Source organism: Pseudoleptotrichia goodfellowii, assembly GCF_007990505.1.
Classification (GTDB): domain Bacteria; phylum Fusobacteriota; class Fusobacteriia; order Fusobacteriales; family Leptotrichiaceae; genus Pseudoleptotrichia; species Pseudoleptotrichia goodfellowii.
The window spans coordinates 1,576,510-1,598,597 of record NZ_AP019822.1 but is presented as its reverse complement, the minus strand read 5'-3'; the positions used below and the strand labels follow the sequence as shown (position 1 = coordinate 1,598,597).

Annotated in this window: 24 protein-coding genes; 19 read left to right on the top strand and 5 right to left on the bottom strand. The window is 32.0% G+C overall.

From position 1 onward, the window contains the following. The first annotated feature begins 21 nt into the window (after nucleotides 1–21). The 4 genes from FVE72_RS07825 (at nucleotide 22) to FVE72_RS07810 (ending at nucleotide 2,033) form a co-directional block, all read left to right on the top strand. Complete coding sequence (locus tag FVE72_RS07825; protein WP_006806430.1) at nucleotides 22–534, top strand: hypothetical protein; 513 nt, start codon at nucleotides 22–24, stop codon at nucleotides 532–534. 162 nt (nucleotides 535–696) lie between these two features. Next, nucleotides 697–1,377, top strand: coding sequence for a B3/B4 domain-containing protein (locus FVE72_RS07820; RefSeq protein ID WP_026737905.1), 681 nt, complete (start codon nucleotides 697–699; stop codon nucleotides 1,375–1,377). Between the two features lie 142 nt (nucleotides 1,378–1,519). Then, on the top strand, nucleotides 1,520–1,777 hold the full coding sequence (locus FVE72_RS07815; protein WP_006806440.1) for a type II toxin-antitoxin system Phd/YefM family antitoxin: 258 nt from the start codon (nucleotides 1,520–1,522) through the stop codon (nucleotides 1,775–1,777). 1 nt (nucleotide 1,778) lies between these two features. Further along, nucleotides 1,779–2,033: a Txe/YoeB family addiction module toxin gene (locus tag FVE72_RS07810; protein ID WP_006806445.1), complete on the top strand. Its 255-nt coding sequence runs from the start codon at nucleotides 1,779–1,781 to the stop codon at nucleotides 2,031–2,033. A gap of 67 nt (nucleotides 2,034–2,100) precedes the next feature. On the opposite strand, the gene FVE72_RS07805 is transcribed toward FVE72_RS07810, so the two are convergent. The 5 genes from FVE72_RS07805 to FVE72_RS07785 all read right to left on the bottom strand — a co-directional run bounded on the left by FVE72_RS07805 (nucleotide 2,101) and on the right by FVE72_RS07785 (nucleotide 10,465). Further along, nucleotides 2,101–5,238, bottom strand: coding sequence for a glycoside hydrolase family 2 TIM barrel-domain containing protein (locus tag FVE72_RS07805; protein ID WP_026737904.1), 3,138 nt, complete (start codon nucleotides 5,236–5,238; stop codon nucleotides 2,101–2,103). A gap of 3 nt (nucleotides 5,239–5,241) precedes the next feature. Further along, nucleotides 5,242–6,072, bottom strand: coding sequence for a carbohydrate ABC transporter permease (locus FVE72_RS07800; protein ID WP_026737903.1), 831 nt, complete (start codon nucleotides 6,070–6,072; stop codon nucleotides 5,242–5,244). A 3-nt stretch (nucleotides 6,073–6,075) separates the two neighbouring features. Further along, nucleotides 6,076–6,954 (bottom strand): carbohydrate ABC transporter permease, encoded by an 879-nt coding sequence (locus FVE72_RS07795; protein ID WP_026737902.1) that lies wholly within the window; start codon nucleotides 6,952–6,954, stop codon nucleotides 6,076–6,078. 25 nt (nucleotides 6,955–6,979) lie between these two features. Further along, the gene (locus FVE72_RS07790) at nucleotides 6,980–8,251 is read right to left on the bottom strand and encodes an ABC transporter substrate-binding protein (RefSeq protein ID WP_051411769.1); all 1,272 of its coding nucleotides are present in this window, start codon (nucleotides 8,249–8,251) and stop codon (nucleotides 6,980–6,982) included. A gap of 219 nt (nucleotides 8,252–8,470) precedes the next feature. Then, nucleotides 8,471–10,465 carry an elongation factor G gene (locus tag FVE72_RS07785; RefSeq protein WP_026737901.1) on the bottom strand — a complete coding sequence of 665 codons (1,995 nt, stop codon included), beginning with the start codon at nucleotides 10,463–10,465 and terminating at the stop codon, nucleotides 8,471–8,473. A gap of 288 nt (nucleotides 10,466–10,753) precedes the next feature. Here FVE72_RS07785 and mreC point away from each other — a divergent pair, with 288 nt between their 5' ends. The 15 genes from mreC (at nucleotide 10,754) to FVE72_RS07715 (ending at nucleotide 22,086) form a co-directional block, all read left to right on the top strand. After that, nucleotides 10,754–11,683, top strand: coding sequence for a rod shape-determining protein MreC (gene mreC / locus FVE72_RS07780; protein WP_026737900.1), 930 nt, complete (start codon nucleotides 10,754–10,756; stop codon nucleotides 11,681–11,683). A gap of 106 nt (nucleotides 11,684–11,789) precedes the next feature. Further along, nucleotides 11,790–12,323 (top strand): hypothetical protein, encoded by a 534-nt coding sequence (locus tag FVE72_RS07775; protein WP_006806424.1) that lies wholly within the window; start codon nucleotides 11,790–11,792, stop codon nucleotides 12,321–12,323. 12 nt (nucleotides 12,324–12,335) lie between these two features. After that, entirely contained in the window at nucleotides 12,336–13,010 is a 675-nt protein-coding gene (gene recO / locus FVE72_RS07770) for a DNA repair protein RecO (protein ID WP_026737899.1), read from the top strand. A 5-nt stretch (nucleotides 13,011–13,015) separates the two neighbouring features. Continuing rightward, the gene (locus tag FVE72_RS07765) at nucleotides 13,016–13,483 is read left to right on the top strand and encodes a PTS sugar transporter subunit IIA (RefSeq protein WP_026737898.1); all 468 of its coding nucleotides are present in this window, start codon (nucleotides 13,016–13,018) and stop codon (nucleotides 13,481–13,483) included. A gap of 25 nt (nucleotides 13,484–13,508) precedes the next feature. After that, complete coding sequence (gene nrdR, locus FVE72_RS07760; RefSeq protein WP_006806434.1) at nucleotides 13,509–13,973, top strand: transcriptional regulator NrdR; 465 nt, start codon at nucleotides 13,509–13,511, stop codon at nucleotides 13,971–13,973. Nucleotides 13,974–13,992: 19 nt separating this feature from the next. Continuing rightward, a complete protein-coding gene (locus tag FVE72_RS07755; RefSeq protein ID WP_026737897.1) occupies nucleotides 13,993–14,268 on the top strand; it encodes an FtsB family cell division protein in 276 nt (91 codons plus the stop codon). A gap of 120 nt (nucleotides 14,269–14,388) precedes the next feature. After that, on the top strand, nucleotides 14,389–14,871 hold the full coding sequence (locus FVE72_RS07750) for a hypothetical protein (RefSeq protein ID WP_232049435.1): 483 nt from the start codon (nucleotides 14,389–14,391) through the stop codon (nucleotides 14,869–14,871). 98 nt (nucleotides 14,872–14,969) lie between these two features. Beyond that, nucleotides 14,970–16,400, top strand: a complete 1,431-nt coding sequence (locus FVE72_RS07745) for a S1C family serine protease (protein ID WP_026737895.1) — start codon at nucleotides 14,970–14,972, stop codon at nucleotides 16,398–16,400. An 8-nt stretch (nucleotides 16,401–16,408) separates the two neighbouring features. After that, entirely contained in the window at nucleotides 16,409–17,572 is a 1,164-nt protein-coding gene (locus FVE72_RS07740) for an ABC transporter permease (RefSeq protein ID WP_026737894.1), read from the top strand. After that, the gene (locus tag FVE72_RS07735; protein WP_026737893.1) at nucleotides 17,565–18,248 is read left to right on the top strand and encodes an ABC transporter ATP-binding protein; all 684 of its coding nucleotides are present in this window, start codon (nucleotides 17,565–17,567) and stop codon (nucleotides 18,246–18,248) included. The genes FVE72_RS07740 and FVE72_RS07735 overlap by 8 nt, the downstream gene beginning before the upstream one ends. A gap of 15 nt (nucleotides 18,249–18,263) precedes the next feature. Further along, entirely contained in the window at nucleotides 18,264–19,325 is a 1,062-nt protein-coding gene (dinB, locus tag FVE72_RS07730) for a DNA polymerase IV (RefSeq protein WP_026737892.1), read from the top strand. Between the two features lie 26 nt (nucleotides 19,326–19,351). Continuing rightward, nucleotides 19,352–19,501 carry a hypothetical protein gene (locus tag FVE72_RS11290; RefSeq protein WP_006806422.1) on the top strand — a complete coding sequence of 50 codons (150 nt, stop codon included), beginning with the start codon at nucleotides 19,352–19,354 and terminating at the stop codon, nucleotides 19,499–19,501. 42 nt (nucleotides 19,502–19,543) lie between these two features. Beyond that, entirely contained in the window at nucleotides 19,544–21,034 is a 1,491-nt protein-coding gene (locus FVE72_RS07725; protein ID WP_026737891.1) for an aminoacyl-histidine dipeptidase, read from the top strand. Nucleotides 21,035–21,049: 15 nt separating this feature from the next. Next, nucleotides 21,050–21,634: a ribonuclease M5 gene (rnmV, locus tag FVE72_RS07720; RefSeq protein ID WP_026737890.1), complete on the top strand. Its 585-nt coding sequence runs from the start codon at nucleotides 21,050–21,052 to the stop codon at nucleotides 21,632–21,634. After that, nucleotides 21,622–22,086 carry a hypothetical protein gene (locus FVE72_RS07715; protein ID WP_006806335.1) on the top strand — a complete coding sequence of 155 codons (465 nt, stop codon included), beginning with the start codon at nucleotides 21,622–21,624 and terminating at the stop codon, nucleotides 22,084–22,086. Before rnmV ends, FVE72_RS07715 begins: the two co-directional genes overlap by 13 nt. The last annotated feature ends 2 nt before the right edge of the window (nucleotides 22,087–22,088 follow it).

Sequence of the window (22,088 nt, the reverse complement as noted above, 5' to 3'; positions counted from 1 at the left end):
ATAACAGGAAGCGGAGGAAAAATGAAAAAATTAATACTATCTTTAATGTTGATATTTTCGTTATTTATTTTCGGAGATGAATATGAAAAAAGTTACGGAGAAAAAATTACAGATACGATAAAATTCGGGATGACAAAACAGGAATTTGGGAAGGTTATTAATAAACAGCCTTTAAGTAATTCTCACGATGAAGGAGATTATGCAGTTTATTATTTTTCAGATGTGAAAGACCCTATGGGAGTTGAAAGACAGTTTAATAGCTTTAATTTTGTGAACGGGAGATTGGTTTCAGTTATTTTTGACTCGCAGACGAGTGACGAAGAGCATGAGAAGATTATAAAAATGTATAAAAATAACCAAAGTAAACTTTCCAAAAGTAAAATGACAAAAATTGAGAAAAAAGGAAGAATTTTGTTTTATAATGATAAAAAGACAATAGAGATTGAAAGAGTGCTGGATCATACTTTTATTATTGTGCAAACAGCACGAGCAGAAGCAGTTAAGAATAAAATTGAAAGAATGAATGCAGAATAAAAATTAAACCATCTGATTGGAAACAGGCTTTTCGGACGGTTTTTTATTGCAAAAAAATGTTGTTGACATAATTTTCAAACTGTTGTAGGATGAATTAAAGGAATAAAAGGCGTTTTATAAAGTTTCTGAATTATTCAAAAAATTTAAAGGGAGTGATAGATTATGAAAATTCATGTTGATAAGAGTATGAAAGAACTCGGCATTACTGATGTCGTTATCGGAATTGCGAAAAAGCTCAATCCCGATGCTGAATTAACTGAAAAATTTAAGCAGAAGTTCCATGAAAAAGAGCAATGGACTCTAAATGCTGATTTGAGTGAAATAGAGAAAAATCCGGTGGTTGAAGGATACAAAGATATTATTGTAAAAGTTTCAAGAAGTGTGAAAAAGAATCCTCCCACTATATCCGCACTTATTAATAATATTAAACGTAGAGGAAACGTCCCTCATGTAAACAGCATCGTTGATATTTATAATGCCGAATCGTTAAATTCTTTACTTGCAATAGGTGCTCATGATTTTAACAAAATAGACTTTCCGATAACATTTACAATTTGCGGGAAAGAAGATACTTTTTATCCTATATCGTCAAACCCGAAACATGTTGCCGAAACGGATTTTGTATATCGAGACAGTATAGGGATCATGGCGTGGCTTGATGTTCGTGATTCGGAGCTTTATAAACTTGATGAAAACACTAAAAATGTTCTTTTTGTCATTCAGGGAAATGCAAATACATCTGTAGATATGAGAATCGCAGCACTGGAAAGAATAAAAGATGATTTGAAAGAATGTATACCTGAATCAGAATTTGAGATAAAGGTTATTCATGTGGAAGAATAAAGTTGAAATAATCAGTGGAGCAAGGGTAAGAATTTTATGATTTTTAAAAATTGTTCACACATGACAAAGTAAAAAATCGAATCACTATTGACAAAAATCAGTATTTGTTGTACAATAAATTGTCGAAAAGGAGAGTGATTTTATGATAGCTGTAAATTATTCAAGTGCAAGAAATAACTTTAAAGATTATTGCGACAAAGCGACTGACGACTTTGAAACAATCATTATAACAAGAAAAGAAAATAAAAATGTCGTTTTAATGAGTGAAGACGAGTATAATAATCTTATGGAAAATCTTTATATTATGTCGAATAAGAAATATTATAACGAATTACTTAAAAGAAAAGCGGAAGTGGAAGCGGGGTTAGTGGAAGAACACGATATAATTGAGGTGGAGTAGCATGAAAATAAGTTGGAATAATAAAGCATGGGAAGAATATGTAAAATGGCAGTCTGAAGATAAAAAGGTTGTTAAGAAAATAAATGAGCTGATAAAAGATATAGAAAGAAACGGAAACGAGGGGATAGGGAAGCCGGAGCCTTTAAAACATGAATTTAGCGGATTTTGGAGCAGAAGAATAACCGATAAGCATAGATTTATATACAGAATTACCGAAGAGGAAATTATAATAATAGCTTGTGCAAATCATTATTAAAAATTATATTATTAAATAACTCCCGTCACATAATCTTAACGGATTTGATGACGGGAGTTTTTATATTTTATTTGGAAAAAGTACAGAATTTAAAGGAAAATTCAAAGTCTTTACAGTAGAGTCTGTATTTTTCAAGAGTTTCTTCTCCACAGCTTGCACTTCCCAATCCGTATTGTTCCATATCGATTTTTAATTGCAGAAAATTCTCTTTTTTCAAGTCATAAGTATGTTTAGCTTTTTCAATATTTTCAATAGTGTATTCGCTAACACTGAAATCAAATTTATTATCAAGGCTTTCAAAATAAATTCCGATATTTTTTTCACTGTCCAGTGAAAAACTTTTTACATTATGACGGTTTCCATTTTCTTGTGGGAAAATATAAGGAGTGTGCATTTCTTCGATTTTCTTATGCCATAAGTCGAATTTAACGCTACTGCACGAATCGATGTAAGATTCCTGAGGGCCTAAACCGAGCCAGTGAACGTCTGTAAACAGTTTGTCGAGATTCATAACAACGCCTATTCTTGGGAGTGTTTCGGGCACATTTCCGTATGTTTTTCCTGTTATATTTAGTGTAACTGTACCTTTTCTGTCTATTTTATATTTATAATGTACATTATATCCCCAATCTAATACTGCAGGAGCAACTTCAGCTTGAACATCAATCACAATGTAATCATCAGTTTTTTCTGAGATTTTAAAGTTTCTTAGACTGTGTTGCACTAAATTGACACATTTTTCTTTCCAATGATTAAGTGCTTTTTTTGCTCCAAATTCTTCAATTTCCAATATATCGTTATCAATAGGAGCACGCCATAAATTTAAACTTATACCGTCTTTGAAAATATTTATTCCGTTATGATAGTAAGCACTGATTTTTCCGGTATTTTTGTCAAATACAATTTTTTTATTGAAAAGACTTATTTCCAGTTCATTTTTGTTTTCAACAATATTAAATATATCAGGAGCATTTTTCAAATATATTTCATCATTACAGGAAGTTTTTTCAGTATTTTTGTTAATTGAAAGTTTTTCCTGATGAAAAGCAAGTTCTGTTCCTGCGGGTAAAAGACCGATATTTTTTTTAATTTTCCATGAAAAAGTAATGTAATAATCTCCGTCTTTATTTAAAATGGAATTGCCAATATTTATTTTAAATTGAGCTTTCTTGGATGGATTGATATTTATATTTTCCAAATAGCCCGTTTGGACAGTTTTTCCGTTTGTTTTAATTTCATAATTGCAAATGAAGTCATTGAGATTTATAAAATCGTATCTGTTTTCAACTTCATATTTGGTTTTTTCAGAATTTAAAGCAAACATTTTTATCGGCTCAATAGCTTTTTTGTATTCGGCTAAAGCAGGAGAAGGTGTTCTATCAGGATTTACCAGTCCATCTATGACAAAATTACTGTCACTGGGAGTATCTCCGAAATCTCCTCCGTAAGCATAGTATTTTTCACCGTTTTCAAGAGTTCTCAAAATGCCGTGATCACACCATTCCCATACAAAACCTCCCTGTAATCTTTTTTCTCTGTAAAGAAGTTCCCACAAATCTTTTATTCCGCCTGGACCGTTTCCCATGGCATGGAGGTTTTCACACATAATATGAGGTTTTTTCAGAAAATTCAGTTTTGCAACTTTTTCCAATATTTCTATAGGCGTGTACATTGTAGAATGAACATCGGAACTTTCGGGATCTCTGTCGGGCAGACCGTTATCGGTACTTTCAAATATTTCCCTTGTTTCTCCTTCGTAATGAACTAAACGGCTATCATCTCTGTCTTTTATATAGTCAGTCATTGCAGCGTGATTTTTACCGTATCCCGACTCATTTCCTAATGACCACATAATAATCGAAGGATGATTTTTATCTCTTTCGACCATTCGCTCTGCACGGTCCTTAAAAGCAGCTTTCCACTCCTCAAGATTGTTCAGATAATTTCTTTTGTTGACGAACTCGAACCCGTGAGTTTCCAGATCGGCTTCATCTATTACATAAAAGCCGTATTCGTCACATAAATCGTAAAATTTAGGGTCATCAGGATAGTGAGAAGTACGGATGGCATTGATATTATGCTCTTTCATCAGCTTCAAGTCCTGAATCATATGCTCGATTCGTACACTTCTCCCGTAAACAGGGTGGGATTCATGGCGATTTACCCCTTTGAGCATTATATATTTACCGTTAAACAGCATTATTCCATCTTTTATCTCGATTTTTTTAAATCCTGTTTTTAAAGGAACAATCTGTAATACATTATCCTTTTCTTTCAAAGTTATATACAACTCATATAAATCAGGAGTTTCAGACGACCATTTTAAAATATTTTTTATTTCATAATGGAAATTATATTTCTTGATACCACTTTCGTTGGATTTCACCGAACTGTCCAAATCAGAGTTTTCTTTAATAAGAAAATAGTCTGTAGATTTATCTTTCAGAAGTATTTCGATTGATAAATCTTTTGAGTTTTTATTATTTATAATGTCCACTTCCAAATCTAAAATCCCGTTTTTATAGGTTTCGTCAAGGGAAGTTTTAGCAAATATATCATATATATGGCTTTCAGGCTCCGAAGTGATATATACATCTCTGAAAATACCACTTAGCCACCACATATCCTGATCTTCAAGGTAAGAGTAAACATTCCACTTGTGGACAAGCACACAAATCAGATTTTCTCCCTGAATAATATAATCATTAATTTTAAACTCGGACGGAATACGGCTTCCCTGACTGTAACCGATATATTTTCCGTTTATCCATACATGAAAAGCACTGTCTACTCCTTCGAATTTTAAATACTGAACATTTTTTAAATCCAAAGCCGACATGTAAAATTTTCTTCTGTAAACCATACTTGGATTAAGACTCGGCACATGGGGAGGATTTACGGGAAAAGGGTACTGAACATTTGTATACCAGGGTTTGTCATATCCTTCCATTTGCCAGTTTGACGGAACGTATATAGTGTCCCAATCAGTATCGTCAAATTCCGGAGTAAAAAAATTGTCTGGGAAATTATCAGGATATTCACTGTACAGACATTTCCAGTTTCCGTTTAACAACTTAAAACCTTTGGAAAAAATTCTGTTATAAGATTCGGCTTTTTCCAAAGAGTCATATCCGAAAAAAGTTGAACGGGGCTTAATCCGATTAACTCCCAAAATGTTTAAATTTTCTAAATTATTTATATTCATAGTCTATCCTTTCACTGAGCCGCTGTATATTCCGGCAATAAAATATTTCTGTAGCAGTAAGAAAATAACCAAAACAGGTAAAATACTGAACATAGTACCTACAAGCACCTCTCCGTAATGAACTACCTGTCCTCTTTGTACCATCATTGATAATAAAACAGGAAGAGTGGTACTTTCTTTATCCTGCAAAATTATAAGAGGCCATAGAAAGTTTCCCCATTGCTGTATAAAGCTCAATATTCCCAAGGCGGCTAAAGGAGGTAACGAAGTAGGCAATATAATTTTATGAAAAATTGAAAATTCACTTGCTCCGTCTATTCTTGCCGATTCCAAAAGCTCGGTAGGAATGCTTGCCATATTCTGCTTCATGAAAAATACTCCGAAAGCATTTGCCAAAGCGGGAATAACAATCGCAGCAGCTTTGTTCTGCCAACCTAAAGCTATGGAAATCTTAAATAAAGGAATAAGCGTAACCTGAACGGGAAGCATCATTGTCATAAGGACTATTCCCAAAAGAATATTTTTAAATTTAAAATCGAATTTAGCAAAAGTATATCCTGCCAAAGAAGAAAGATATAATGTCAGTATTGTATAAGTAACCGATATAAACATACTGTTTTTAAATGCTTTCCAAATAGGCTGATTAATATTCAGATTCTCAAAATTTTTAAAAAAATTGTTTCCGAAGAAAAGTTTCGGAGGAAGTTTAAAAATATCCGTATCTGACAAAGTAGAACTTATTATCAGCCATATAAAAGGATAAACTGAAAATAGACAAATTATTCCCAATACAATGTACATAAGTGTAATCTTAAGTTTTTTATCTTTTCTCATATGCTATTTTCCTCCATTCGTTAATTTTATTTGTATAAGACTTATAATAAACACAATAGTAGTTATAACATATGAAACTGCCGAAGCATATCCGAATTTAAAACTTTGGAAACCGTACTGGTAAATATACATAATAGGTGTAAGAGTAGCGTTATCAGGTCCTCCTACTGTCAGTAACTGAGGTTCGGTAAATAACTGTATAGTCCCTATTGTGGATATTATTCCGCAAAATAAAAGTATCGGAGTAAGTAACGGTAAAGTTATATGCAACAGTTTTGTAACGGCATTTGCACCGTCTATATCGGCAGATTCGTAAAGAGAATTGTCAATAGACTGAAGTCCTGCCAGTAAAATAACAGTGTTGTAGCCTGTCCAACGCCATGTAAGAGCTATTATTATAAGGATTCTCGCCCAAAAAGGACTGGAAAACCATGGAATAGGACTCAAATGGAGTATTGTATTAAGAGCATAGTTTATTAATCCGAAGTTCTCATTAAATAATATGGAAAATACTATAGAATAAGTGACCAGATCTACAAGTACCGGAAGAAAAATAAACAGTCTGAAAAGACCTTTAAATTTGAGAAAATTACTGTTGAGAATATTTGCAAGAACAGTCCCTAAAAACAACATCATAGGGACTTGTACTGCCAATATAAGAAATACATTCATTATAGATTTCCAAAAAATTTTATCCGCCAGTACACGTTTAAAATTATTCAATCCTATAAAATTATAAGTATTACCCTGTGCAGAAGTAAAGGATAAAAACAGAGAGTTTAAAATAGGATAAAGCATAAATATAGAAAAAATTATGAAAAACGGTGCTAAAAATAAATAAGGTGTCAATGATTTTGAATGAAGTACGTTTTTTATTTTCATTTTTTCTCCTTTTCAGATTTTACCATTATTTCGCTTCTTCCAGTTGAGTGCTTTGAGAAATAGCGGCTGAAGTTTCTTTTAAAGCTGTGTTAATGTTTTTTCCTCCCAATACGGAAGTAGTCAGACCAGTCAAAGGAGCTTGAGCGTCAAGCATTATAGCTCCGTAATTTGTTTCAGGGATAGTATTTGTAAGTTTTGCAAAGAAACTGTTTATATCCATTCCGAAGTATTCATTATTAACTTTGAAACTCGGAGCCGAATAATAAGGAGTATAAGCAGGGAATAAACCGAATTCCATCATAATATCTTCACCTTCATTGGTTGCCAAAGCAAATTTCAAAAATTCATAAGCAATTTCTTTATTTTTTGACTGTTCGGATATTATAAGTACAGAACCGCCTAAGTTGGCCTGTCTGTTTCCGCCTTTTTCAAATGCCGGAAGTTCTACAATTCCCCATTTACCTTTCTGGTCAGCTACAGCATTTACCATAGTTCCCGAATACCATACAGGAAAAATAATAGTAGCAATTTTATTATTATTTAAAGCGATAATACGTCCGTTCCAGTCTTTTATATTTATGAGGATATTTGCATCCTGCATTTTTTTCAAAAGCTCTAAAGCTTTTACGGCTTCGGGAGAATTTATAGCAATTTTATTATCTTTTACAAAAGTTCCGCCTAATTGATTGAAAAGCATATGAAAAAAATCGTTGTCTTCAGAATAACCTGTCATAGTAACGCCCGGATTTGCAGCTTGAACTTTTTTACCTGCTTCTATAAAGTCATCCCAAGTTTCTATTGCTTTCGGATCAACATTTGCTTTTTCAAACATATCTTTACGATAGTAAACTGCTGCAGGTCCTATATCCCAAGGCATAGCATAAATTTTTCCGTTTTCTTTTACATTTTCGATAGAAGCAGGAAGAAATTTATCAACTAAACCGTCTTTTTGCATTTTTTCGGTTAAATCATAAAACTGTTTCGGAAATTTTACTAAAAAACTTTGAAAATCTCTTGCCTGTGCCTGAAAAATGTCAGGAGCTCCCTGATTTGATACAAGTGCCGGTGTAAGTTTTGTATAGTCGGAGTCTGATTCGACTATTTCAATTTTTACATTAGGATGTGTTTTCTCAAATGCTGCAGCAACTTTTTTCAAAGCATCTCCCGCATCATTCCATGATCCTATTTTAAGAGTAACTTTTTCGTCTTTTCCGTTTGCAGCGGCTTCTTTTTTCTCTCCGCCACATGAAATAAGTAAAATCAATCCTAAAATTAACAATAAAAAATTCCTTTTCATTTCTGATTCCTCCTATAATTTATTTTATTTCCTGTACTTTAATTATATCCTGAAAATAGGTAAAGTCAATAATGGGAATATAATCACATAAATAAAAATATGTTAAAAATAAAATTTAAAAGAAGCTGTGAAAGTAGAAAATATTCTATTTAAACAGCCTCTTTTTATTTATGAGAGGATAAATTCCCGAGATTTTATAATTAAATATTGAAATTCCCTCTAATTTTCTTTTTCAGCATTAGTTTCGTCAATTATTTTTTTAGCTAAATCGTAAGGTACTTCTTCATATCTTAAAAGTTTCATTTCAAAGTATCCTCTTCCCTGCGTCATGGCTTTCAAATCGTTGGCATATTTAAAAGTTTCAGCCATAGGAGCTTCGGCAGTTATTTTCTGCTTTGTTCCTTTGTGAGATTCCATTCCTGAAACTCTACCACGTTTTTTATTAATATCTCCCATAATATCTCCGATATATTCTTCGGGCACGATAATGGAAAGCTCCATAATAGGTTCGAGCAGCACAGGTTTTGCTTCAAGCATACCTTTTTTGAAAGCAAGATTTGCGGCAATTTTGAAAGACATTTCCGAAGAATCTACATCGTGATACGAACCGTCATACAGTACAGCCTTTATATTCGTAACGGGATATCCTGCCAATACGCCGTGAGCGATAGATTCTTTAAGTCCTTTTTCCACAGCAGGAATGTAAGATTTCGGAACACTTCCTCCTACAACTGTTTCTTCAAATACAAAATGTTCTTCTGAAGGCATAAATTTGATTTTAACGTCTCCGTATTGTCCGTGTCCTCCTGATTGTTTTTTATATTTTCCCTGAACGTCGGACTGTCCTTTTATTGTTTCTCTGTAAGGAACTTTCAGTTCTTCAGTTTTAACTTCCACTCCGAATTTATTTTTCAGTTTTTCCATTAGTACACTTGTATGTAAATCCCCCTGAACACCGAGTACAGTCTGTCCTGTTTCCATATTTCTGTCCCACATGAACGAAGCATCTTCTTCAATAAGTTTTTGAAGTCCTGTAGATATTTTTTCATCATCTGCTTTGTTGAGAGGCTCGATAGCTACGAGCATTTGTGCTTTAGGGAATGAAATATTAGGCACTGAAGGCTCTTTTTCATTGTTTGATAGCGTATCCGATGTTTGAGTGCCTGAAAGTTTTGTAAATATTATAATGTCTCCGTAAACGGCTTTAGGAACATCTGTTAATTTATCCATAACCATAGTTGAGATTTTTCCGACTCTTTCTTTAGTTCTTTTATTTATATTATATATTTCGCTTTCAGGCTTTAATTCTCCTGAAAGAACTTTGGCATATGAAACTCTTCCGAGGAAAGAATCTATGACAGTTTTAAATACTTGGCATACAAACTCTTTTTTTTCTGATTTTACTTTTTTATTATCACGGGGTGCAGGCAAATAATCTCTTACCATATCGAAAGCAGTGTGAAGTCCTATATTTTTAAATGTCGAGCCGCATATAACGGGAATAACATTTCCGTTAAGAACTCCTTCTCTCAATCCTTTGTGAATTTCCGCAGTAGTAAATTCTTCTCCGTTAAAATATTTATCCATTAATTCTTCACTTGTTTCGGCAACCGCTTCGAGAAGCATTTCTCTGACAGGCTGTATTCTTTCATTCATATCATCGGGAACAGAAGCATTATGACATTCTTTTCCGTCATATTCTCTGGCATACATATCTACTACATTTATATGACCTTTAAAAGATTCGGCTTTTCCCCAAGGTACATGGAAAGGAGCTATTCCTTTTCCGTATTTTTCTCTTAGTTGGGAAAGAATTTTTTCATAATCGGCTTTTTCACTGTCAATTTTATTTACGAAAATAAATCTTGGAATATTTCTGCTGTCTGTCAGTTCAAGAGAAGTTTCAGTTCCTACTGATAAATCGGTAGTTCCGTCTACTATTATAATTGCACCGTCAGCTGCGGCAAGACCTGATTCTAATTCTCCGAAAAAATCCGTATAGCCGGGGATATCAAGGAAATTGAATTTTAATGACTGATATTCAATGGCATGTAAAGTCGTTGAACTGCTTATTTTTACATTATCATTGGGATTGGATATTCTTGTTGTAAGTCCTGCGGTAAATTCCAATGCTTCTGTCATATTACTTTTTCCTGCACCGCTATGTCCTAAAATAGCTACATTCCTGATACTATCACTTTCATAGATTCTCATAAATCTCTCCTCCCGGGGATATTTCACAAAGGAAAAAATATTTATTTTCGGAAAATTTCAATATACGTTATAAGTCGAATATTAAAGCCCGAAGTGGATTTTTATTTGAAATAACCCCTTAAAATAATATATTAAATAATTTAATTTCTTACTATAATATTATAACTGGAAAAATTCAAAAAGCAACAGTTGACGAATAAAAAATATTTAATATTTTCAAACGTTTACAAAGTAGTAAAAATATAGTATAATTGCATAACAAAAACCATTATGAAAAGGAGCTCATAGATGGCAGCAAAAAAAGGAAAAAATTCGGACAATAAAAGAAAAACAGGAAGAAATATAATCATTATAGTAATTATGTGTATAGCGTTATTTATATTTAAAGATAAAGTTGCGGGTGTATTCGGATTTCTTGACGGAATGGCTCAGACGGTAAACTTTAAAATGGTTAAAGTTAAAAGTATTATTTACAAACAGACATTGAAATTCAAGTCAAGAATACACGATCTTAATTATATAGATTCTTATGTCGATAATAATAAAGAAAGAGATTTTGAATTACAGAAAAATAAAGTTCAAAATATGGAAATGGCGAATATTAAGTCTGAAAATGAAAAATTAAGAGAGTTACTCAATATGAGAAGTAAAAATCCTGCAGAATATATTGCGGCTGATGTGGCGTTAGTCGAAGATCTCAATTTTTCCGAAAGAATATTTATCGACAAAGGAAAAAGTCAGGGAGTTGCTCTTAATTTGCCTGTAATGTATAACGGCTATCTCATAGGGAAAATCTCCAAAGTAGGAAACAATTATTCGGAAGTGACCCTTCTTACGAGCAAAAATTCGAGAATAAGTGTAGTCATAAACGGTACCGATTTACAAATATTGAGAGGAAACGGAAACGGTACATTTTCCATATTCAATTACAACGAAAATGTAACAGATAAGTCATTATTCAATATTGAAACTTCGGGAACGAGTGATATATTCCCGAAAGGGCTTTCCATAGGTTCCTTTTATATTAAAGATTTGAATTCGTTTAAGCAGACTAAAGAAGTAAAGTTCAGACCTTCCTATAAAGTGTATGATATTCAAAGTGTTCTGGTTTATAAATGGAGTACGAATGATCAGGTTAATAAAGAAATTCAGGACCAGATTGATGAGGAAATAGAACAGGAATTCAAAAAAAATAAAGGTACAACACAGACAAACTAAAGAAACTTGAATTAAAATAGCTTATAAAATCGGCAATAATTATGCTGTTTTTACTGTATCGGAGAATATACAGAAAAATAATAAACTTAAATTACGAGGTGAAAAAATGAAAAATAAAATAACAGGAAAGATAATATTATTTTTTATGATGATAGCAGCTTTTTCTTTCTCTAAAGATTTTTGGGAGAAAGGAAGATTTACAGTAAATGTTACAGAAGAACTGAAAATGAATAAATCGACAAAAACAAAAAGATACATTATGACATACAGTGGAGGGACATTGAAAATTCAGATAACGTATCCTTCTGTAAATAAAGGTGAAATTTATACTTTCTCGGGAAATACTAAAACTATATATTATCCTTCTTTAAATCAGACGGTTACTCAAAATCTTCAAAAAGACGAGTCCAATATACTCAGTGTGTTTAATAAACTTAATAAACTTACATCGAAAAAGACTCAGACAAAAAACGGAGATACCTTTACTTTTGAAAATTCATGGCTTACTTCAATATCGAGTAAAGGATACAGAGCCAATTTCAGTGATTATGTAAAAGCCGGAGAGTATACTTACCCTACAAAAATATGGGTAACTGACGGTAATTCTCAAATTATTTACAGATTGTCAAACTTTAAATAATGAAAGAAAAAGATGAATATTTTAAAAACAAAGTGTCTTGTATTAAAAAATAAAAAAATAAACGAATCGGATTTAACAGCAACGATTTTTACAAGAGAATACGGGAAAATAAACGTTACAGCCTACGGGATAAGAAAATCCAAAAGCAGAAATCCGATAACTTTGAATCCTTTGAGTATGGCAGATATGACGATTCATAAGAAAAACGGCTTTTACACTGTAAATGAATCGGAATTAATAAAAAAATTTGAAAATATTACAAAAAATATTGAAAAATTGGAAATTTCGTTGTATATTTTAGATAGTGTAAATAAAATTTATGATATAAATTACGAGGACAGAATTTTTTTTGACAGATTGATTGAGATACTTGAATTTATTAACACACGAGAGAAAATATTGAAAGGCTACAAGTATTATCTTATTTTGGCTTTTTTAAGAAGAATAATGTTGGAACAGGGAATTTATCATGCTGATGAACTTGAGAAAATACTTGATTTTGAGTTATTGCTGAAATATAAAGAGGTTTCCCTTATAAGTAAAAAAAGCTCAAATGAAGAAAATATTCAGAAAAAATTTGAAAAATATTCCGATTATTTGAAAAAAATAGCAGTAGCCTTTGAAAAGTACATTAACGAAAGTTTACAAGTGAAAATGGAAATGAAAAAAATTTTAACGGAGGAGTAACAAAAATGTTGTCAGGGAAGAAAGTTGCAGAGTATATTAAAGCGGAAACTGTGGAGTTGGATTTAAAATCCAAAAATAAAAATGCCGTTATTAAAGAACTTTTTGAAAATATTAAGAAAAGCGGACAGGTTAGAAATGAAGAATTGGCTTTGGAAGACTTGTATGCGAGGGAAAATATGGGTTCTACAGGAATCGGGAAAAACGTTGCAGTACCCCATGCGAAAACTGATGCAGTTGACGAGCTTACAGTAACAATAGGTATTTCGAGAAACGGTATAGAATACGAAGCTATAGATGACGAAAATGTAAATATATTTTTTATGTTTTTATGCCCTAAAGATCAGGCACAGGAATATTTGAGAATTTTAGCAAGAATATCAAGACTTGTAAAAGAAGATAAATTCAGAGAAAGTCTTATGAAAGCCAAAACGCAGGAAGAAATAGTGGAAATAATAAGAAAAGAGGAAAACTAAAAATAAGTCAAATTAAGGGGAAAATATGAAATGTCCATTTTGCGGCAATGAAAATACAAGAGTAATAGACAGTAGAGCATACTCAGACGGAAACTCTATTAAAAGGCGTAGAATATGTGAAAATTGCGGAAAAAGATTTACAACTCATGAAAAAGTTGTAGATTTGGCACTGTACGTAATAAAGAAGAACGGAGAAAAACAGCCTTATTCAAGAAAAAAAGTGTCTAACGGAATTACAAGAGCAGTAGAAAAAAGAAATGTAGATCCTGAAAAAATCGAAGAAGTTGTTGATAAAATTGAAAGAGTTATTTTGACTGAATATTCGGGAGAAATAAAATCAAGTGATTTGGGAAATATAATAATTTCATATTTACTTGATTTGGATGAAATAGCTTATGTAAGATTTGCTTCGGTTTATAAGCAGTTCGACAGTTTGGACAGTTTTATAAGAGAAATAGAAAAAATCAGAAATGAAAAGATAAATTTATAAGAATTTAGGAGAAGAGAAAATGGGAAGAGGAAAAATTTTCTTTCTTTTCAATATATTTTTCATTCTTGCTTTATTCGGTATCGGTTATCAGACTTTTGAAACTTATTTAGTAAAAAAAGAAGTGAGTAAAGAAATAAAAAATACTGAAAAAGAAGTTGAAGAATATGCTGAAAAAAAGAAAAAACTTGAAAGTAATATAAAAAATTTCAGTGAAGAAGAAAAAATAGAAAGAGTTGCCCGTGATAAACTGAATTTGAAAAAAGAGGGCGAAGTAACATATAAAATTGTGGAATAATGAGGGCTCATTGTCGCCCTCATACTCTCGCTACCCCGCTTTTACGCGACTGCGTCGACTCCGAAAATGCGGGGAGAAAATATATAAAGAAAGGAAATGAGCTGTTTGGATATATATAAATTGGAAAATTTAAAAAAAAGACTGGAAGAATACAAAATAGAAGATGAAAAAGATACATATGTTTTCAGGGTAAATAAGAAATATGCAACTTCATCATCTATTTTTTTTATAATGATTTCGTTTATAGCAATATACTCACTTTATAAGGAGCTGGCAGGAATAGAAAAATTTTCTGTATTCAGAATGATCATGAGTATCGCACTGATTGGTTACTCGATATTTGCAGCGTGGCTGCTTTTCGGATATAAAATTGTCATAAAAAAGAATGTTATTATTGCCGGAAAAGTCAGTATAGATATGCAAGAAATAGAGTCAGCTACAGTAAAGATAGACAGAATAAGTGCTTTTAAATATGACAGATTTCTTGATATTGTAACAAAAGATAAAAAACGGGTAAAATTAAGGCTGAATATAGGAAATGATATGTTATTTTTGAAACTCATACAGAATTATATAGGGGATAAATTGGAGATAGCTTATTGAGAAAAGTGAATTAAAAAGGTTATGTGTAACCGTTAAAACACAAATAATTACATAAGGAGGAAGGTAATAATTACAGTAAAATAATTATTACCGGAAAAATGAAAAAACTATTATTAACATTATATTTATTATTAGGAATGGCAATATTTGCGAATGATGCTGCGATAAAAAAGGCTTTAGTTAAAGTATATGCCTCTCATCAGCTGTTTAATTATGAGGCTCCTTGGCAATACGGACAAAGTTTTAATTCTACGGCAACAGGATTTATTGTAGAAGGAAACAAAATTATAACTAATGCCCATGCGGTGCTTAATGCAAAATTTCTGCAAGTTAGAAAAGAAGGAGATTCAAAAAAATACAAGGCTACAGTAAAATTTATATCTGAAGATTATGATTTGGCTTTTGTGGAAGTGGAAGACAAAACATTTTTCAACAGAACATCTTCTTTGAAATTAGGGACATTACCTCAAATACAGGATAATGTAACTGTATACGGCTACCCTTTGGGAGGAGATAAATTAAGCACAACTCAGGGAATAGTTTCAAGAATGGAGCACAACGCTTACACATTGACAAATAAAAGATTTCTTATAGGACAGACAGATGCTGCAATAAACAGCGGAAACAGCGGAGGTCCTGTTATAAGTAAAAATAAAGTAGCAGGAGTGGCATTTGCGGGATTATCATCTGCCGACAACATAGGATACTTCATTCCGGTAACAATACTTGAGCATTTTCTGGATGATGTAAAGGATGGAAATTACGACGGAGCACCTGTATTAGGAGTAGAATGGTCCAAACTTGAAAGTCCTTCTCACAGAAAAATGTTAGGACTGGAAAATAATTCTCAGGGAGTATTAATAAAAAAAATATTTAAAAATTCTCCTTTTGAAGGAGTATTAAAACCTAATGATGTATTGCTGAAATTGGATAACAGTCCTATAGAATATGACGGAACGGTAGAATTCAGAAAAAATGAAAAAACCGACTTCGGGTATGTAAATCAGCAAAAAAAATACGGAGACAGTCTGTCATATGAAATAGTAAGAGATAAAAAGAAACAGAACGGACAGGTAAAACTGAACAGTAAAAATGTCAAGTACAGCGTAGTTAAAAATGTAACTCTTGAAACTGCTCCTTCATATTTAGTTTACGGAGGACTGTTATTCGAGCCTTTGACAAATAACTATATGGGAGTAACACAGGGAGCATTGAACTCTGTTTATGAAAAAGAAGAATCTTTCAAAGATTATTCGGAACTTGCAGTGTTGGTAAGAGTGTTGCCTTTTGATGTGAATCTGGGATATTCCGATATGGGAAATCTGATTATAACAAAAGTGAACGGACAAAAATATAAAGACTTTAAAAATTTTGTGAAAAAAGTACAAGCTGTAAATAGTGAGTTTATAGTATTTGAAACAGATCGTGGAGAAGAAATAGTGCTTGATGTGAAACAGGTTCAGGCGGAAAAAGCAGAATTGATGAGAAATTATAATATAACATCGGATATGTCCGATGATGTTAAATAGGGGGAAAAATGGTAGAGTTATTTATAGCTGTAAGACACATACTCGAAAGAAAATTTCAAAGTATATTTTCCGTGTTGGGAGTGGCTATCGCAGTAACGGTATTTGTAGTGTCTCTTACTGTATCAAATGGTCTTAATAAAAATATGGTAAATTCTTTGCTGACATTAAGTCCTCACATTTTAATAAAAAATGCCAAAGATTCGTATTTTGAAAGTTATCAGGATATACTTGAAAAGACTAAAGGAATGAAAGATGTAAAAGCCGTTATTCCTGAGATAAGAAGTCAGTCAATTATAAAATATAACGAACTTGCAAAGGGAGTTTTGGCTGACGGAATCAGTGCCGAAAATGTAAAAAATGATTTGAAATTAAAAATAATAGACGGAAAAAATGATATTTCTGAAGGTAATTCCGTATTGGTAGGAAAAGTATTGGCTGAAGAAATGGGGATAAAAGTAGGTGAGGAACTTAGTCTTGTTTCTGCAGAAAATAAAGAAATAAAACTTATTGTCAGAGGTATTTTTAAGACGGGAGGATTGCCTTATGATTCAAATCTGGTAATAGTACCTCTTAAAACGATGCAGATAATGTTTGAAAGAGGAGAAGCTGCAACAGAAGTAGGAATACTTGTAGAAAATCCTCAAAAAGTTGAAAATACAGTCGGCACAGTTATGTCAAAATTTCCTGAAAGCGATTATAAAGTACAGAGCTGGAAAGTAGTAAATGAAGGTCTGCTTAGTGCAGTACGATTTGAAAAATTCGTTCTGATAGCTATTTTAAGTTTACTTTTAATGATAGCATGTTTTGCAGTGTCTGTAATATTAAATATGATAGTAAGAGAAAAGATAAAAGATATAGGAATATTGAAGTCTATCGGATATACAAACAAGAATATAAGAAAGATTTTTACAATAGAGGGTCTTATAATCGGAGTATCGGGAATGGTTTTGGCAAGCATTTTATCGCCTTTTATATTGATCTCACTCCAAAAACTATTTAAAATATATATGAAAGATTCCTATTATTACCTTGACGAATTGCCTTTATATATATCTGTAGCTGAACTTTCTGCAGTATATATTATTACTTTTATTGTAGTATTTATTTCCACAATTTATCCTGCAGTAAGAGCATCACGAATGAATCCTGTGGAGGCGTTAAAACATGAATAATAAAATAATAGAACTTAAAAATGTAAATAAAATATACAAGACTAAAGTTGAAGAAATTCATATATTGAAAGATGTAAATCTCTCTTTCGGTAAAGGAGATTTTGCTTCTATACAGGGAAAATCCGGAAGCGGAAAAACTACTCTTTTGAATATACTGGGACTTCTTGATGTGCCTACAAACGGAGAACTTAAAATAGACGGAAACAGTGTGGATTATAAAAATGAGAAAATAAAAAATACTATAAGAAATGAAAAAATCGGATTTGTGTTTCAGTTTCACTATTTGCTTAATGAATTTACAGCCCTTGAAAATGTTATGATATCGGCACTTATTAATAAAAAAAGAGATAAGAAGGAAATAAGAGAAAAAGCCGAAGAATTATTGGAGCTTGTAGGTTTGAAGGACAGAATAACTCATAAGCCGCTAGAACTGTCCGGAGGAGAAAAACAGAGAGTTGCCATAGCAAGATCAATGATTAACAATCCTGAAATCATTTTAGCGGACGAACCTACAGGAAATCTTGACAGTGAGACAAGTGATGTTATAAATTCTCTTTTTAAAAAAATAAATAAAGAGAAAGATCAGTCAATAATTATCGTAACTCACAGTGCCGAACTTGCAAATTTGGCAACATACAAGTATAAAATCGAAAAAGGTAAATTTACCTCTGTTTAAGAGGAGTAAGCGAAAATGGAAAAGATTTATCTGCATTATGATATGGATGCCTTTTTTGCTTCGATTGAGCAGAGAGATAATCCCCGATTAAAAGGGATTCCCATTGCTGTGGGACACGGAGTAGTAACTACGGCGAGTTACGAGGCAAGAAAATTCGGAGTAAAATCGGCAATGCCTACAGTTACTGCAAAAAAGCTTTGTCCTTACTTGAAACTTATTCCTGTGAGAAAAAATTATTATTCTGCTGTAGGAAAGGAAATTCAGAATTTAATAAAAAAATTTACCGATAAATATGAATTTACTTCAATAGATGAAGGTTATATAGATATAACGGAATTTATAAAGAATAATAATATTGAAAAGTTTATTATCAGATTTAAAGAATATATTTTCAAAAATACCGGATTAACATGTTCTGTGGGAATAGGATTCAGCAAAATCAGTGCAAAAATTGCAAGCGATATTAATAAACCCGATAATTACTTTATTTTTGAGAGTAAAGAGCAGTTTGTCGAGTATATACGGGATAAAAATTTATCGATTATTCCGGGAATAGGGAAAAAGACAAGGGAATTATTAAGTCTGTTTAATATATCCGTAGTTTCGGAGCTTTACAAGATAGAAAAAAGAGAACTTACAGCAAAATTCGGTATAAACAGGGGAGAATATCTGTATAATGTAATCAGAGGAATGCAGTATTCGGAAATAGACACTAACAGAAAAAGGCAGTCTTACGGACACGAAGTTACTTTCGGACAGTCCATGAACGACATACTTGAATTATCTGATGAACTGAAAGTACAGTCAAAAAAATTGAGCAAAAGGCTGAAAGAAAATAAAGAATTTGCAAAAACAGTAACATTAAAGATAAGATACTCGAATTTTATAACTTATACTAAAGCTAAAACGCTGAAAATCGCAACAGACGAGTATAAAAGCATATTTGAAGCGGCAATGGAAAGTTTTAAACATTTAAAGAAAAAAGACGAAGTAAGACTGATAGGAATACATCTGAGTTCAATTACAAAAAGTAATGTTATTCAGTTGTCTTTTAATGATTTGCAAAACAGTAAATAATAAAATATAAAAAAGGAGCGGGAAATATGGAGTTTTATAAAAGACTTGTAATAAAAGTTCTTGAAAGAAGCAGTCTTGCTGAGGACAATCCTCTTTTGAAAAAACTGAAATCCGGTCATGATCTGACTCAGAAAGAAATGGTTTTACTGGAAGAACTTTTTGATTCAATTATTTAAAAATAAAATACAATAAAATTTAAAAAGGCAGGTGCAAATAATATGGATGTTGAAAAATTATATCCTGAAAAGGTTTTTCATTATTTTAGAGAAATTTCAAAAATACCGAGAGGTTCAAAAAAGGAAAAGGAAATCAGTGACTGGCTTGTAAAATTTGCTAAAGGCAGAGGACTTCAGGTAATGCAGGATCAAAATTATAATGTAGTTATTAAAAAGAAAGCTTCTGAAGGATACGAAGATTTTTCTCCGTTAATTCTTCAAGGACATATGGATATGGTTTGGGAGAAAAATAAAGATACTAAATTCAATTTTGAAACACAGGGAATAGAGCTCGTTGAAAGAGAGGGATTTTTAAAAGCAAACGGGACAACACTCGGAGCAGATAACGGAATTGCAGTGGCTTATGCTCTTGCGATACTCGACAGTGACGATATAAAACATCCCGCTTTGGAAATACTCATAACTACCGATGAAGAAGAAGGAATGTCCGGAGCTGAAAATCTCGACTATTCTGTTTTTGACGGGAAAACCCTAATTAATCTTGACACTGAAGAATATGGAGAAATTTACGTAAGCAGTGCCGGAGGAGGAAGAACTACTACACAATTTATATTGTCTCCGAAAAAGATAAAAACTGAAGATTCGACATTGATTTCTATAGAAATCAAAGGACTTTCAGGAGGACATTCAGGAGCGGAAATACATAAAAATTTCGGAAATTCCAATAAAATAATGGGAGAAGTGCTTTATCATCTGAGTAAACGTTATTCTATGAGATTGATTCATATAGACGGCGGAGAAAAAGTAAATGCTATCCCGAGAGAAGCTATGGTACATTTGAATGTAAAACTGGATGGAGATACTGTAAAAGAGTTTGAAAAAGCTGCTAAACTTGCTTTCGGAAATATACTGAAAGACTTTAAAGCGGTGGATAAATCGCCGATTATTGAAGTGAGTGAAATTTCAATAGAAAAATTAGGGAAAAAGCCTGCAGAAATTTCTCAATCGGACACTGCAAACATTATATCTTATTTGCATGAATTTCCTAATGGGATACAGGCGATGAGCAAACAGGTCGAAGGACTTGTGGAAACTTCCATTAATTTAGGGGTTGCAAAAACTGCATCGGTAGGCGGAAATATTCAGATGACTTTCAAGGCTTTATCCAGAAGTTCGGTAAGTGCTTCTTTACAAAATCTTATTTCTGAAATTACAGATTTAGCAAGAAAACACGGAGCAAATATAAAAGTCGATTCGGCTCATTTACCTTGGGAATACAAAGAACATTCAGAAATTAGAGATTTGATAGTAAAATCCTTTAAAAAACTCACAGGAAAAGATGCTGAAATAAAAGCTATTCACGCAGGACTTGAATGCGGAATTTTCACGAATAAAATGGAAAATCTTGATGTAGTTTCTATAGGACCCAATATATATGGAGCCCACACACCTGAGGAAAGAATGGATATAAAATCTGTAGGCGATACGTGGAAACTCTTGTTAAAAATACTTGAAGATTATAATATTAAATAATTGAAAGCGGTTTTAATGGAAAATAAAAAGATAAAAATAAATGAAATTATTGTGGTAGAAGGAAGAGATGATATAACTGCTGTAAAAAGAGTTGTAGATGCTCATGTTGTGGCTTTAAACGGATTTTCGGGACTTACGAAAAAATCTCTCGGTAAACTTTCGGAATTGGCAAAAAATAATGATTTGATATTGTTGACCGATCCTGATTTTGCAGGGAAAAAAATAAGAAGTGTTGTAGAAAAAAGGATACCCGATATAAAACATGCTTTTATAAGCAGAAAAAATGCCACGAAAAAAGATAATATCGGTGTGGAAAATGCTTCCGACGAATCAATAAAAGAAGCATTATTGCATATAGTAACTCATAAAAATAGATCAGATGAAAAATATATTTTTACTGTAAAAGATCTTATTGAAAACGGGTTATGCTCGGGAGAAGGAGCCAAAGAAAAAAGAGCACTTTTAGGAGATACCCTGAAAATAGGATACTATAATTCAAAACAGTTGTTAAATGCTTTAAATTCATTTGATATTTCCAAAGAAAATTTTGATGAGGCGATAAGGGAAATAGAGGTAGAATACCAATTATGCAAAGGATAAAAATTATTATAAAAATAGTTTCAGTATTATTAATGATTTTACTGTGCTTTATGATAGCAGATCATTTGAACATAAAAAAGTTTAGCATAGAAAATATAAAAATATCCGATAAAAAATTTAATGAAAAAGAGTGGAAAAATCATATAAAAAGAAATATGATGTTAAAAGATTTATTTAAAAATTATAAATCTGCACTCGAAAATGAAGAAAGCAGAAAGAAAATATTAGGAAATGAAGAAAATTTAGGAAACGGAAATATCATTTCACTGTTAGAAGAATATGAATATCGAACCCAAGGATATAAGATATTTGAAAAAGGAAATTTATTAAAAAAGAAAGTATTTTTGGTATTCTATAGAAAAAAATGTGTAATTGTTGAGGAAGAATATATTTTCAGTATGATGTTTCCTCTGCCTAATAATACCGTTGATTGTGAATCTGTAATAAAATAAGT

What these genes read in the sequence shown, in the direction of transcription:
- FVE72_RS07825 (WP_006806430.1), top strand. Translation starts at nt 22, where the DNA reads ATGAAAAAATTAATACTATCTTTAATGTTGATATTTTCGTTATTTATT.
- FVE72_RS07820 (WP_026737905.1), top strand. Translation starts at nt 697, where the DNA reads ATGAAAATTCATGTTGATAAGAGTATGAAAGAACTCGGCATTACTGAT.
- FVE72_RS07815 (WP_006806440.1), top strand. Translation starts at nt 1,520, where the DNA reads ATGATAGCTGTAAATTATTCAAGTGCAAGAAATAACTTTAAAGATTAT.
- FVE72_RS07810 (WP_006806445.1), top strand. Translation starts at nt 1,779, where the DNA reads ATGAAAATAAGTTGGAATAATAAAGCATGGGAAGAATATGTAAAATGG.
- FVE72_RS07805 (WP_026737904.1), bottom strand. Translation starts at nt 5,238, where the DNA reads ATGAATATAAATAATTTAGAAAATTTAAACATTTTGGGAGTTAATCGG.
- FVE72_RS07800 (WP_026737903.1), bottom strand. Translation starts at nt 6,072, where the DNA reads ATGAGAAAAGATAAAAAACTTAAGATTACACTTATGTACATTGTATTG.
- FVE72_RS07795 (WP_026737902.1), bottom strand. Translation starts at nt 6,954, where the DNA reads ATGAAAATAAAAAACGTACTTCATTCAAAATCATTGACACCTTATTTA.
- FVE72_RS07790 (WP_051411769.1), bottom strand. Translation starts at nt 8,251, where the DNA reads ATGAAAAGGAATTTTTTATTGTTAATTTTAGGATTGATTTTACTTATT.
- FVE72_RS07785 (WP_026737901.1), bottom strand. Translation starts at nt 10,465, where the DNA reads ATGAGAATCTATGAAAGTGATAGTATCAGGAATGTAGCTATTTTAGGA.
- mreC (WP_026737900.1), top strand. Translation starts at nt 10,754, where the DNA reads ATGGCAGCAAAAAAAGGAAAAAATTCGGACAATAAAAGAAAAACAGGA.
- FVE72_RS07775 (WP_006806424.1), top strand. Translation starts at nt 11,790, where the DNA reads ATGAAAAATAAAATAACAGGAAAGATAATATTATTTTTTATGATGATA.
- recO (WP_026737899.1), top strand. Translation starts at nt 12,336, where the DNA reads ATGAATATTTTAAAAACAAAGTGTCTTGTATTAAAAAATAAAAAAATA.
- FVE72_RS07765 (WP_026737898.1), top strand. Translation starts at nt 13,016, where the DNA reads ATGTTGTCAGGGAAGAAAGTTGCAGAGTATATTAAAGCGGAAACTGTG.
- nrdR (WP_006806434.1), top strand. Translation starts at nt 13,509, where the DNA reads ATGAAATGTCCATTTTGCGGCAATGAAAATACAAGAGTAATAGACAGT.
- FVE72_RS07755 (WP_026737897.1), top strand. Translation starts at nt 13,993, where the DNA reads ATGGGAAGAGGAAAAATTTTCTTTCTTTTCAATATATTTTTCATTCTT.
- FVE72_RS07745 (WP_026737895.1), top strand. Translation starts at nt 14,970, where the DNA reads ATGAAAAAACTATTATTAACATTATATTTATTATTAGGAATGGCAATA.
- FVE72_RS07740 (WP_026737894.1), top strand. Translation starts at nt 16,409, where the DNA reads ATGGTAGAGTTATTTATAGCTGTAAGACACATACTCGAAAGAAAATTT.
- FVE72_RS07735 (WP_026737893.1), top strand. Translation starts at nt 17,565, where the DNA reads ATGAATAATAAAATAATAGAACTTAAAAATGTAAATAAAATATACAAG.
- dinB (WP_026737892.1), top strand. Translation starts at nt 18,264, where the DNA reads ATGGAAAAGATTTATCTGCATTATGATATGGATGCCTTTTTTGCTTCG.
- FVE72_RS11290 (WP_006806422.1), top strand. Translation starts at nt 19,352, where the DNA reads ATGGAGTTTTATAAAAGACTTGTAATAAAAGTTCTTGAAAGAAGCAGT.
- FVE72_RS07725 (WP_026737891.1), top strand. Translation starts at nt 19,544, where the DNA reads ATGGATGTTGAAAAATTATATCCTGAAAAGGTTTTTCATTATTTTAGA.
- rnmV (WP_026737890.1), top strand. Translation starts at nt 21,050, where the DNA reads ATGGAAAATAAAAAGATAAAAATAAATGAAATTATTGTGGTAGAAGGA.
- FVE72_RS07715 (WP_006806335.1), top strand. Translation starts at nt 21,622, where the DNA reads ATGCAAAGGATAAAAATTATTATAAAAATAGTTTCAGTATTATTAATG.